Source organism: Halobacillus mangrovi, assembly GCF_002097535.1.
Classification (GTDB): Bacteria; Bacillota; Bacilli; order Bacillales; family Halobacillaceae; genus Halobacillus; species Halobacillus mangrovi_A.
In genome coordinates this window covers 3,688,552-3,701,408 of record NZ_CP020772.1, presented here as the reverse complement: position 1 = coordinate 3,701,408, position 12,857 = coordinate 3,688,552, and the positions used below count along the sequence as shown (strand labels likewise).

Sequence of the window (12,857 nt, the reverse complement as noted above, 5' to 3'; positions counted from 1 at the left end):
GACCTAATCTAAATGACTAACCAAATGGACATGAGCGTATTTGAAAATCTTGAATCAGCTGTACGCAGTTACAGCCGAAGCTTTCCAACCATTTTTGAAAAAGCGAAAGGTTCTCAATTGTGGGATGGAGAAGGAAACACATATATCGATTTCTTTGCAGGAGCAGGAGCATTAAACTATGGCCATAACAATGATGCCATGCAAGAGAAATTGATTGATTATATAAAAAGTGACGGACTCTTACACAGCCTCGATATGGCCACCCCTGCACGTGCAGAGTTTTTACAAAAGTTCAATGATGTGATATTAAAACCGAGAAACATGGATTATAAAGTGATGTTTCCAGGTCCTACTGGTACGAATACCGTTGAGAGTGCGCTTAAAATCGCAAGGAAAGTAACAGGCCGCGAAAAAGTGATTACGTTTACGAACGCTTTTCACGGAATGACTATCGGGGCACTTTCTGTAACGGGTAATTCGTTTAAGCGACATGGTGCAGGTATTCCACTTACTTATAGCATTGCGATGCCTTTTGATGACTATATGGACGGTTATGATTCCCTGGATTATCTTGAGAAAATGATTCAGGATGGCGGAAGCGGAATTGATTTGCCGGCAGCTGTCATCCTTGAGACTGTCCAGGGAGAAGGTGGAATCAATGCGGCAAGTTTTGATTGGCTGAAAAGAGTGGAAGAGTTGTGCCGCCGTCTTGACATTATGCTGATTGTTGACGATGTGCAGGCGGGCTGCGGACGTACAGGTACGTTCTTCAGCTTTGAGAAAGCCGGTATTTCACCTGATGTGATTTGTATGTCCAAATCCATCAGTGGAAGCGGTCTGCCAATGGCGGTCACGTTGATCAAGCCGGAATACGATCAATGGGGACCAGGTGAACACAATGGTACGTTCCGTGGAAACAACCTGGCATTCGCTACAGCAGCAGAAGCTTTGAATCATTGGAAGACGGATGAGTTCAGCGAAGCTATTGAGCAGAAAAGTGAGCTTTTCCTAAAGCGTTTAAATCAGTTTGTCGAAGAATATCCTGAACTTGAAGCAGAAGTGCGCGGCCGCGGGTTGATGCTCGGAATCGCAAGTAAGAAAGAAGGATTAGCCGGCCAAATTGCAGAAGCAGCTTTTGAGAGAGGATTGATTATCGAAACTTCTGGTCCAGATGATGAAGTTCTGAAGATGCTTCCGCCGCTAATTATTGAAGAAGAAGCAATCGTAAAAGGTCTGGATATCATTGAAGAAAGCATTAAAGCTGTATTAGGTAAGGAGGAAGCAAAAGTATGAAGGTAATTAAATTGGAAGATCTCATTAACACAGAACGTGAAGTAAAAGATGACAATTGGAAAAGCAGAAGATTTCTATTAAAAGATGATCATGTAGGGTTCAGTCTTCACGACACTGTCCTTTATGCTGGGACAGAGACGTACATTTGGTATAAAAACCATATCGAGGCCGTTTATTGCATCGAGGGAGAAGCAGAAATCGAAACGGTTGATGATGGTAAGAAGTACGAAATCAAACCAGGGACGATGTACTGCCTGGACGGCCATGAAAAGCACTACCTGCGTGCGAAAACAGATTTCCGCGTCGTATGTGTATTCAATCCGGCTCTCGTTGGCGATGAAATCCACGACGAAGATGGTGTCTATAAACTGCCAGAGGAATCAAAATAAAATTAGAAGTAGAGCGCTTGGACAGAAATGTCCAAGCGCTCTTTTTTTAGATTGTAGGAGTAAAATTTCTATTTATTACCTATTACCACCTCAGGTCATCCAGATTCTGGATGACCTGAGGAGAATTTTTTAAAAAAATTTCTAATCATACGGTGCTGGTGCTGTTAGTGAATTGGTAACGCTTACCAATATGTGTTTATGTTAGGTTTCCTTACATGTTATGTTGATTATCTGTCATAATATGTTATATTATTCAGCATATTAAAAATATTGGAGGATTCTTATGTTACCATCTTACGTTGGTTACGGCTTGTTGTTAGTTTTCGGAATTTTCTTTACTTTAGTTACCTTTGTGATGCAACGGAGAAGAAAACAAGCGATGACAGCAGAGCAATTTAGTACAGCGGGGAGAAGTGTTGGTGTTGGATTAGCCAGTGCTTCAATCATCGCAGCGTGGACATGGGCTGCGACTTTGATGATGTCATCAGCGACAGGATATCAATATGGAATTAGCGGTCCTTATTGGTATGCCGCTGGTGCGTGTATTCAAGTACTTCTATTTGCAATTGTGGCGATTCATTTAAAAAAACGGGCGCCAAACGCTCATACCTTCTTAGAATTTATCGCCCAGCGCTTTGATGTTAAGAATCACCGCTTAATTATGTGTTTTGCTTTAATGACCAACATCTTAGTGACAGCTATGGTTGTCCTGGGCGGAGCGATTGCTTTGAACTCCCTGACAGGAATGAACATCTATGTTGCTGCCTTTTTAATTCCTCTAACCTTCACGATTTACACCATGATCGGCGGACTGAAAGCTTCCTTCGTTGCCGATTACTTCAATACCGTCATGATATTTGCCATTCTCGCTATTTTTGCTACAACGATTTATATCAAGTTTGGAATTGACCCCATATACGAGGGACTGAGCAATCTGCCTGCATCTACTTCCATGCTTACGATGGCATCCGTTCCGGGTCTTTTCTTCGGAATGATCAACATCATAGGAAATTTTGGTGCCGTATTCGTAGACCAGGCGTATTGGCAGAGAGCCATTGCCAGTAAAGATAGTGCCGCTTCTAGAGCTTACATATACGGAGGAATTGCATGGTTTTCGATTCCTTTTGCGATTGCGACATTCCTAGGCGTAAGTGCAGCTGGGCTTGGCATCTCTGTTGCCACCCCAGATTCTGTAGCACCCGAAATGGCTGCGCACCTTCTTGGGAGCGTCGGATCAATATTGTTCTTAGCCATGCTGTTTATGGCTGTAATGTCGACAGGGGCTGCCGAACTCACAGCCATCACAAACATTATCGTAACTGACATCTATAGGAAATCAATGAATCCACAAGCAACCAGTGAAAAGCTATTGAATGTGTCTCGTCGCGTTACTTTAGGTTTTGGATTGATGATGGGGATTCTCTCCATATTATTGTTTAAAGTTGGCATCAGCCTAAGCTTCGTTTATATGGCAATGGGCATCTTCGTCAGCGGAGCCGTTATCCCTGTTACATTAGGTTTGCTGTGGAAGAAGGCGACGAATACAGGGACGTTCTACGGTGCATTCTCAGGGTTGGTTTTGGGGGTGACTGTATGGATTACTTCTGCTCAGCTGCTTTTTGGGGAAATAAGTGTCAGTACTTTAGGTGAGTTGCAGCCGATGTTTTTCGGAAATATTACAGTCTTTCTTGTAAGTGGGACTATATCCATCGGCCACGCTTTGATGTCGAGCCAGGAATTTGATTTTGAATCTCTGAAAGATAAGTTCCGCAGCTTTGATGAAGATCAAACAACGGAGGAGGATGTGGCTTATGAACAAAAACGAGCAACAGCTAAATAGGGATGCCAAGATCTGTACTAGGTGGGCATTTGGGTTGACCCTAATATTCATCGTCATTTTTCCGGGAGTTATGTTTATTACAGGGTACAACTACAGCCTGTCATTTTTTAAAGGATGGACGTATTTGTCCTTTGGCTGGTTAATTATAGCGGGATTTTTTATCGCATTTCGACCAGTGGTTGAATTTATGAAGGGTTCAAACGATCAGCTGTAATTGTCCTGTTCGCCTAGAAAGAAAGGAGGTGAGTGCATGAAATTAACCTCTAGAGAAATGGATAAGCTGATGGTGGTATTGGCTGCTGACCTTGCCAGAAGGCGACAGGATAGAGGGTTGAAACTGAACTATCCTGAAGCGGTCGCCATCATTACATATGAAGTGGTAGAGGGTGCAAGAGATGGCAAATCAGTTGCTGAGCTGATGCAGTATGGAGCAACAATTCTAGAGAGAGAAGATGTCATGGATGGCATTCCTGAGATGATTCCAGATATTCAAGTGGAAGCAACTTTTCCTGATGGCGTTAAGCTCGTGACCATCCATGAACCTATCCGGTAGAAGGAGGAAGAAGATGATACCAGGTGAATTTTTATTAAAAAAAGAACCCATTCTTTGTAATGAAGGAATGACAACGAATAGAGTCGACGTTTTGAACCGAGGCGATCGTCCTGTGCAAATCGGATCGCATTTTCACTTTTTTGAAGTCAATCCCTATCTGGAATTTGATAGAGAGCAGTCTTTCGGGAAACATTTGAATATCCCGGCAGGCACAGCAGTTCGGTTTGAACCGGGGGATAAAAAAGAGGTAGAGCTCGTGTCCTTTTCAGGAGAAAGGAAAATTTACGGGCTAAATAATCGCGTAAATGGGAGTGCCGATGTATGAGTTTTGAGATGACGCGAAGACAGTATTCAGAGATGTTCGGTCCTACTACAGGAGATGCTATCCGTTTAGCGGATACAGACTTATTTATAGAAATTGAAAGGGATTATACTACATATGGCGATGAAGTAAAATTCGGTGGGGGAAAAGTAATTCGGGACGGAATGGGGCAGCATCCTTTAGCTACACGTGAAGAAGCTGTAGATTTAGTGGTCACTAATGCAGTAATCCTGGACCATTCAGGGATTTATAAAGCGGATATCGGGGTGAAGGATGGCCGGATTTCACAGATCGGAAAAGCAGGAAATCCGCTTTTAATGGATGACATCGATATCATTATCGGTGCATCAACGGAAATCATCGCTGCAGAAGGGATGATTGTTACAGCGGGCGGTATTGATGCACATATTCATTTTGTTGCTCCTCAGCAGATTGAAACGGCTCTCTCCTCAGGGGTTACGACGATGTTAGGAGGTGGCACGGGTCCTGCTACAGGTACGAAAGCAACCACATGTACTCCAGGGCCATGGAATATCCATAAAATGCTTGAAGCGGCAGAAGAATATCCAATGAACTTAGGTTTTTTAGGAAAAGGAAACACTTCTAGTGAAGAAGCTATCCAAGAGCAAATTAAAGCAGGAGCGATCGGATTAAAACTTCATGAGGATTGGGGGACAACAGCATCTTCCATTGATACGTGTCTGAAGGTTGCTGATGAATACGATGTCCAAGTCGCTATTCATACCGATACGCTGAATGAAGGAGGGTTTGTGGAACACACGCTTGAAGCGATAGGTGACAGGGTGATCCATACTTATCATACAGAAGGGGCGGGAGGAGGCCATGCCCCAGATATTATTGAGGTTGCCAGCCATATGAATATTTTGCCTTCCTCTACGAACCCCACACGACCTTACACGGTCAATACGCTGGAAGAGCACTTGGATATGCTGATGGTATGCCACCATCTGGACCCTAGTGTGCCGGAAGATATAGCTTTTGCAGATTCTCGTATCAGAAAAGAAACGATTGCAGCGGAAGATATTCTTCATGATTTAGGAGTTTTCAGTATGATCTCATCTGATTCACAGGCAATGGGAAGAGTGGGAGAGGTCATCATTCGGACGTGGCAAACGGCCGACAAAATGAAAAAACAGCGAGGACCCCTCGAGGGAGACCATAAAGGAAAAGATAACTTCAGGGCAAAGCGATATGTGGCGAAGTACACGATTAATCCAGCCATCACCCATGGGATATCAGATTACGTAGGAAGTGTGGAAAAAGGTAAGTTTGCTGATCTCGTTTTATGGCATCCTGCATTTTTTGGCGTGAAACCAGAGCTTGTTATAAAAGGGGGGATGATCGCACATAGCTTGATGGGAGATCCAAACGCTAGCATACCTACTCCACAGCCCGTGTTTTATAGAGAGATGTTCGGCTCTCATGGGCAGGCAAAGGAAAAAACATCTCTTACGTTCGTTTCCCAAACGGCTTACGATGAAAATGTCCATGGAAATCTAGGTTTGAAAAAACACGTCATGCCCATTCACGGAGTCCGTAAGTTGACGAAGAAATCGATGATTCACAATGGGGAAACCCCAAAGATTGAAGTGGATCCGCAAACTTACCAAGTCAAAGTGGATGGCAGAGTCGTCGAATGTGACCCGGCTGAAACGGTGCCGATGGCGCAGCGTTATTTCTTATTTTGAGGTGAATAGAATGCTTGTTGAAAAAATAGTTGGCAATATAGCTACATTAGAAAATCGTCCTCCTCATGCGGAGTACATCTATTTAGAAAGTGATCAGCTTGTCAAAAGAATCCAACGCATGAAAACAGATCATGGCAATGAAGTAGGAATAAGACTTGGAAAAAATGAAGAGTTGGCTGATGGCGATGTTTTATACATGGATGAAAAGAATATGGTTGTAATCTCAGTCAAGAAAGACGACGTATTAGTGATATCCCCTGTTAACATCCAGCAGATGGGAGAAGTTGCTCATCAACTAGGCAATCGCCATATTCCTGCTCAGTTTGAAGGTGAGGAAATGTACGTTCAATATGACTACTTAATAGAAGAACTATTAGAGGAACTCACCGTACCGCATACACGTGAGAAAAGGAAGGTTGCAGAGCCTTTTCGGTATATTGGCCATCATCATGAATAATCGACTAATGCCATTACTGCAGCTCAGTGATTCAAACTTTCCATCTGGAGCTTTTTCTCATTCTTTTGGGTTTGAAACGTATATACAAGAGGATGTAGTGACAGATGCAGCGAGCTTTTATAATGCCTTGAAAGTGTTTTTGAGGAAACAACTAATTTTCAATGATGGACTTGCTAACAAAATTGCTTATGAGAATTTAGAAAAAGGGTTCACGGAGATGCTTCTTGAACTCGATCATGTCCTGTACACCACTTGCATGGCAAGAGAGACGAGAGAAGGAAATCAAAAAATGGGAGAGAGGATGGCAAAGCTTTGTATGGAATTGTACCCTTCATCTCAGTTGGAGTATTATCTCGGATGGGTTAAGAAGAAAAACGCGTACGGTCATCCCGCCATTGTACTAGCTACTGTCTATCATTCTTTGAATATATCGAAGAAAGAGTCGATTGAGACATTTTTGTTCACGACGATTTCTTCCCTTGTCCAAAATGCGGTTCGGGGCATACCGATTGGACAAACGGCTGGTCAAAAGATCGTAATGGATATCCAGCCTTTATTAAAAAAATCAGTTGAATCGATTCTGAGCTTGTCATCGGATGATTTAGGCGCTGGAAGTCCAGGTCTGGAGATTGCACAGATGCACCATGAACGGCTGCACGTACGTCTGTTCATGTCATAAAAACTAGTAAAGGAAGTGGAAATATGGAACCGATTTGTATAGGGATTGGCGGTCCTGTTGGAGCTGGAAAAACGATGCTTGTCGAACGCTTGACACGTGAGCTTCAAGAAGAGCTAAGTATGGCTGTCATAACGAATGATATCTACACAAAAGAAGATGCGCAATTTCTTTTGAAAAATGGAGTGCTGGAAGAAGATCGTGTCATTGGAGTGGAAACTGGCGGATGCCCTCATACAGCAATAAGAGAAGATGCATCGATGAATTTTTCAGCTATAGATGATTTGAAGGAACGGCATACCGATTTAGATTTGATTTTCGTAGAGAGTGGAGGAGACAACCTTGCTGCAACCTTCAGCCCAGAACTTGTCGATTTTTCGATCTATATTATAGATGTTGCGCAAGGAGAGAAGATTCCGAGGAAAAGCGGTCAAGGGATGATTAAGTCAGATCTATTTGTGATTAATAAAACGGATCTAGCTCCTCATGTTGGGGCTGACCTTGATATTATGAGGCAAGACACCATCAAAACGCGTGGAGAAAAACCTTTTGTTTTCACAAACTTAAAAACAAAAGATGGTTTGAATGAGGTAATTGATTGGATAAAATCGAACGCTTTCCTATCAGGATTGAAAGCATGAAATACACAGGCCTTCTAAGCCTGGCGGCGAAGAATCGCAAACCGAGGACCGTAGTTCATGGATATTACGAAGGAGCCTTCAAATACACTCGTCCCGTTAAGCTTGATGAGCAATCTATTTCTGTTTATCTCATACACGTCGGGGGTGGGTATGTAGATGGAGATACTTACTTTACTGATATCCAAGTAGAGGAAGGGGCTGAACTTGTAGTCACGAGTCAAGCATCAACGAAAGTCTACAAAACTCCTATTAAACCAGTAGAACAATATACGATGATTCGGTTGGCGCCTGGCAGTGTCCTGGAGTATTGTCTCGACCCCTTAATCATGTATGATGGAGCGCGTTTTATACAAGAAACCGTTGTGGAAATGGACGAGAAGTCTAGTCTGATTTTTAGCGAAGTCATAACGCCAGGTTGGTCAAAGGATGGGCAGGATTTTCGGTATGATTGGCTTAGAAATAAGTTGAAAGTGTACCAGGGTGGGAAACTCGTTCTTTACGACCATCTTTATTTGAACCCGGATGAAGACCTGGGCGGAGTGCTTCAGATGGAAGGCTACACGCATATAGGGTCCTTTGTATTGTTTCATCCAAATGTAAACCGTGAATGGATCGATCAGATGTATGGGAAGATCGAAAGTGAGTATTCGCAAATTCGTTTTGGAATCTCTCAAATCGACGGTGGTGGAGTCGTTGTTCGTATTTTGTCAGATCGCACTCAAACCATTGAGAAAATGATTCATGACATACATAGTCTTGTAAGAGAAGAACTGTTAGGAAAAAAGAAGATATTATGGAGAAAGTGAGTAGTTGTCTTGGTTTTTTAGGAGGATTATCAGAATGGATGAAATTGGTCTGCTCTCTGTATTAGGATTTGGACTCTTACTTGGCATCAAACATGCCATAGAGCCTGATCATGTTATTGCTGTGTCTACAATTGCGACAAGAACTAAACGTCTATGGCAATCAACAATGACAGGGGTTTTTTGGGGAATCGGACATACATTAACGTTGTTCTTGCTTGGAATGATCGTGATACTAATGAAAGAAGAAATACCAGAATCGTGGGCTGTATCTTTAGAGGCGGTCGTTGGAGTCATGTTAATCTATTTTGGTATAACTACTATGATTTCATTTAAAAAGTTTAGAACCAGCAGGACTACTCATTCGTCAACGAAGAAGTCTCGCTCTTATGGAACTTCGATATTTATGGGGTTCATTCATGGTTTAGCGGGAAGCGCAGCTTTGATTTTGTTGACATTAAGCTCAGTGAATAGTCTCGCGGAAGGGGCGATGTTTATCCTTACATTTGGAGTAGGGACAATTATTGGAATGCTTCTATTCACAACGCTTATCGGACTTCCGTTTGTAATGACTACAAAGAAATTGAGTATGAACAAAGCCATGACTCAGATTGCTGGCATCATAAGTACCGTTTACGGAATTTATTACTTATCCAGTATATATTTCGGTTAATTGAATAGAAGGAAATGATTACCACCTCAGGTCATCCAGATTATGGATGACCTGAGGTGGTATTTTTTGGTTCTTTATTCAAAACGATTAATAAATTTTCGAGGGGTTTAGACAAATCTCGCATATATCAAGTAATGCAAAAGCCTATGATGATAAGATTTGGCCCTTAATTGATAGAAAAATTTTAGTGCGATAACGTGTTTGAACTTTAAATGATATTCTTGAGGGAAAATTTAGATAATTCTAAAATGAATAGTGGTGACATGAGATTTCCTATAAATGGATGGTAGAAGGAGGAACAACTAATGGTTAAACCACGTCCGCAAATCGATCAGATTGCGATGTATTCTCCGGGGAAACCGGTGGAAGAACTGAAACGTGAAAAAGGACTATCAAAAATCGTAAAAATGGCTTCCAACGAGAATCCTTTTGGTTATTCTCCGCTCGCAGCAGAAGCTATACGTACGGAAATGAAAGAAATTCCGTTATATCCAGAGGTTACTTCACCACTTCTTGCTGAAAAATTAGCGAATAAACTTGGGGTAGCGTCTAATCAAGTAGTATTTGGAAATGGTTCAGATGAAATTATTCGATTGCTAACGAGAACGTACATAAACGAAGCCGATGAGGTTGTGATGGCAGGGGTGACATTTCCTCGCTACAAAACAAACGTCATCATCGAAGGCGGTAGTCCTGTTGAGGTTGAGATGCAGGAAGGCGGTATCCACGATTTAGATAAAATGGCAGAGGCCATTAATGAGAAAACGAAAATGGTATTTGTCTGCAACCCTAATAACCCGACTGGAACGATCGTAGAGAAAGAACGCTTAAAGGCTTTTATCGAAAAAGTCCCATCCCACGTCATCCTTGTCATGGATGAAGCTTATTATGAATACGCGGATTCCTCCCAATACTTAGAAACCCTCCCCTTACTCGATCAATACACGAATATGGTGATTTTAAGGACTTTTTCAAAAGTCTACGGTCTTGCCGCTTTAAGAGTGGGTTACGGACTTATGGCCCCAGAAATGGTGAACGATTTACATAAAGTGAAAGAGCCATTCAATGTGAACCGTCTAGCGCAAGCCGCCGCTTCTGCATCTTTGGATGATGATGAGTTTCTCTATGAAAGCATCCGCTTAAACAAAGAGGGGCGCGAGTTTTTAACCAAACAATTTGAAGCTATGAATCTATCTTACTTCCCTACACAAACCAACTTCATTATGGTGGATGTCGGTGCTCCTGCTAAAGAGGTTTATGAATATCTATTAAATCTTGGAGTGATTATCAGGCCAGGTCACTTGATGGGGTATCCAACAATGATTCGTGTGACGATCGGTGAGCAAAAAGATAACCAATACTTTATTGATTGCTTAGAAGCCTATTTGAAAGAGTACCGAAAGAGTGAAAAAGGGGTGTTGAAGCGATGAACATGCTTGAGAAATTTCCATTAACGCAATACATCAGTGAAGACGGAGAGCTTGTAAATCCTGAGGTAAAAGAAATGCTGACGCTGGATGTGCTCAAACTTTTTTATGAAAAAATGTTGAGAGCGCGCATGATGGATAAAAAGTGTGTAAACCTTCAGCGGCAGGGCAGAATCGGGACTTATGTGCCGTATGAAGGACAAGAAGCAGCGCAAGTAGGCAGTGCTTTAGCGGTTGAAGATGGCGACTGGATGTTCCCAACCTATCGTGATCATGCAGCAACGATGACGTTTGGCCATTCACTTCGCAACCTACTATTATATTGGGTCGGCCGTATTGAAGGCGGCATCCCGCCAGAAGGAAAAAATATCTTCCCGCCAGCGGTTCCGATCGCCTCCCAACTGCTCCACGCTACCGGGGTGGCATGGGCAGAGAAAAAGAAAAATACAGACCGGGTTTCCCTCGTGTACTTCGGAGATGGGGCTACATCAGAGGGGGACTTCCATGAAGGGCTTAATTTTGCAAGCGTTTTCAAAACGCCTGTCGTCTTCTTTAACCAGAATAATGGCTATGCTATCAGCGTTCCAATGGAGAAGCAGATGAACTCAAAAACGATTGCTCAAAAAGGATTGGCGTACGAGATTCCGAGTATCCGAATCGATGGTAATGATATTGTGGCCGTCTATATGGAGACGAAAATGGCGGTCGATCGAGCACGTAACGGTGAAGGGCCGACACTGATTGAAGCGGTCACGTGGAGATACGGTGCACATACGACAGCGGATGATCCTTCGAAATACCGTAATCAATCCGAGAGCGATCACAGAAGGTCAACTACTGATCCGCTGTTAAGGCTCAAGAAGTATATGAAAAATGAAGAGATCTGGGATGAAGAGTGGTTAATGACAACTGAAAAGAACATCACGAATGAAATCAATACCGCCTTAGAAGAAATGAAAGATTACCCTGAAGCAAACATTGATGATGTGTTTGACAACGTTTTTGAAAAACCGACTTGGACGCTGGAAGAGCAGCGTGAACAACATAGGTTAATAAAGAGGGGGCAAATGTCATGACGACTGCTGTTCAAGTGAAAAAATTAACGATGGTTCAGGCTGTTACAGATGCGATGAGAACGATGCTAGAAGAAGATGAATCCGTCCTCGTTCTTGGGGAAGATGTCGGGAAAAACGGAGGCGTATTCCGTGCAACGGAAGGACTGTTTGAACAATTTGGAGAAGAGCGTGTCATCGATACACCACTTGCCGAATCAGGAATTATCGGAACATCGATCGGTCTAGCGGTGAATGGCTTTCGTCCAATCACTGAGATGCAGTTTTTAGGCTTTATCTATCCAGCGTTCAATCAGCTAATGACTCATGCAACAAGGATGCGGCAGCGTTCGATGGGACGTTACACCGTGCCAATGGTAATTAGAGCGCCTTATGGTGCTGGAGTAAAAGCACCAGAAATCCATTCGGATAGTGTAGAGGCTTTATTTACACAAATCCCCGGTTTGAAGGTTGTGATTCCATCCAATGCTTATGATGCGAAAGGTCTGCTGATTGCAAGTATCGAGGATCCTGATCCTGTACTTTTTCTAGAACCGATGAGGAGCTATCGTTCGTCCCGTACGGAAGTTCCTGAAGAAAGATATTCCATCGAGCTGGGCAAAGCTTCCTATGTAAAGAAAGGAAATGACGTGACAGTGCTGACGTGGGGAGCTATGGTGCCAGATACGGTGAAAGCCGTCGAACAATTCGAAAAGAATCAGAAAACTACGTGTGATGTGATTGACTTAAGAACGCTTTACCCATTAGATAAAGAGACGATCCAGGAATCTGTAGAGAAAACAGGTCGTGTCGTCATTGTGCATGAAGCACCAGCGACGGGTGGAGTGAATGCAGAAATTATTTCCGTCATTAATGACACGGCCTTTTTCTTCTTGAAAGCTCCAATCCAAAAAGTCACCGGCTTTGACACCCCAGTGCCTGTATATTCTCTTGAAAAAGAGTACTTGCCAAGCAGTGAAAAAATCATTCATGCCATCAATACGGCATTATCCTACTAGGAG

Annotated in this window: 15 protein-coding genes; all 15 read left to right on the top strand. The window is 42.8% G+C overall.

Annotated features, from left to right (window positions below):
* Positions 1-12: 12 nt before the first annotated feature.
* The 15 genes from ectB (at position 13) to HM131_RS18435 (ending at position 12,854) form a co-directional block, all read left to right on the top strand.
* Positions 13-1,293, top strand: coding sequence for a diaminobutyrate--2-oxoglutarate transaminase (gene ectB, locus HM131_RS18505; RefSeq protein WP_085031169.1), 1,281 nt, complete (start codon positions 13-15; stop codon positions 1,291-1,293).
* Positions 1,290-1,682, top strand: coding sequence for an ectoine synthase (locus tag HM131_RS18500; protein WP_085031168.1), 393 nt, complete (start codon positions 1,290-1,292; stop codon positions 1,680-1,682). The genes ectB and HM131_RS18500 overlap by 4 nt, the downstream gene beginning before the upstream one ends.
* 283 nt (positions 1,683-1,965) lie before the next feature.
* Positions 1,966-3,522, top strand: coding sequence for a sodium:solute symporter family protein (locus HM131_RS18495; RefSeq protein ID WP_085031167.1), 1,557 nt, complete (start codon positions 1,966-1,968; stop codon positions 3,520-3,522).
* Positions 3,494-3,736 (top strand): hypothetical protein, encoded by a 243-nt coding sequence (locus HM131_RS18490; protein WP_085031166.1) that lies wholly within the window; start codon positions 3,494-3,496, stop codon positions 3,734-3,736. Before HM131_RS18495 ends, HM131_RS18490 begins: the two co-directional genes overlap by 29 nt.
* 36 nt (positions 3,737-3,772) lie before the next feature.
* Entirely contained in the window at positions 3,773-4,075 is a 303-nt protein-coding gene (locus HM131_RS18485; protein ID WP_085031165.1) for an urease subunit gamma, read from the top strand.
* A gap of 13 nt (positions 4,076-4,088) precedes the next feature.
* On the top strand, positions 4,089-4,400 hold the full coding sequence (locus HM131_RS18480) for an urease subunit beta (RefSeq protein ID WP_085031164.1): 312 nt from the start codon (positions 4,089-4,091) through the stop codon (positions 4,398-4,400).
* Positions 4,397-6,106 (top strand): urease subunit alpha, encoded by a 1,710-nt coding sequence (gene ureC / locus HM131_RS18475; protein ID WP_085031163.1) that lies wholly within the window; start codon positions 4,397-4,399, stop codon positions 6,104-6,106. Before HM131_RS18480 ends, ureC begins: the two co-directional genes overlap by 4 nt.
* Positions 6,107-6,116: 10 nt before the next feature.
* Positions 6,117-6,563 (top strand): urease accessory protein UreE, encoded by a 447-nt coding sequence (gene ureE, locus HM131_RS18470; RefSeq protein WP_085031162.1) that lies wholly within the window; start codon positions 6,117-6,119, stop codon positions 6,561-6,563.
* Entirely contained in the window at positions 6,556-7,242 is a 687-nt protein-coding gene (locus HM131_RS18465; protein WP_085031161.1) for an urease accessory protein UreF, read from the top strand. The genes ureE and HM131_RS18465 overlap by 8 nt, the downstream gene beginning before the upstream one ends.
* Before the next feature lie 23 nt (positions 7,243-7,265).
* Positions 7,266-7,880: an urease accessory protein UreG gene (ureG, locus tag HM131_RS18460; protein ID WP_085031160.1), complete on the top strand. Its 615-nt coding sequence runs from the start codon at positions 7,266-7,268 to the stop codon at positions 7,878-7,880.
* The gene (locus HM131_RS18455) at positions 7,877-8,686 is read left to right on the top strand and encodes an urease accessory protein UreD (RefSeq protein ID WP_085031159.1); all 810 of its coding nucleotides are present in this window, start codon (positions 7,877-7,879) and stop codon (positions 8,684-8,686) included. The genes ureG and HM131_RS18455 overlap by 4 nt, the downstream gene beginning before the upstream one ends.
* A 34-nt stretch (positions 8,687-8,720) precedes the next feature.
* Positions 8,721-9,356, top strand: coding sequence for an urease accessory protein UreH domain-containing protein (locus HM131_RS18450; RefSeq protein WP_085031158.1), 636 nt, complete (start codon positions 8,721-8,723; stop codon positions 9,354-9,356).
* A gap of 305 nt (positions 9,357-9,661) precedes the next feature.
* Positions 9,662-10,786, top strand: coding sequence for a histidinol-phosphate transaminase (hisC, locus tag HM131_RS18445; protein WP_085031157.1), 1,125 nt, complete (start codon positions 9,662-9,664; stop codon positions 10,784-10,786).
* 2 nt (positions 10,787-10,788) lie between these two features.
* Positions 10,789-11,859 (top strand): pyruvate dehydrogenase (acetyl-transferring) E1 component subunit alpha, encoded by a 1,071-nt coding sequence (gene pdhA, locus HM131_RS18440; RefSeq protein ID WP_085032110.1) that lies wholly within the window; start codon positions 10,789-10,791, stop codon positions 11,857-11,859.
* A complete protein-coding gene (locus tag HM131_RS18435; RefSeq protein WP_085031156.1) occupies positions 11,856-12,854 on the top strand; it encodes an alpha-ketoacid dehydrogenase subunit beta in 999 nt (332 codons plus the stop codon). The genes pdhA and HM131_RS18435 overlap by 4 nt, the downstream gene beginning before the upstream one ends.
* Positions 12,855-12,857: the final 3 nt, after the last annotated feature.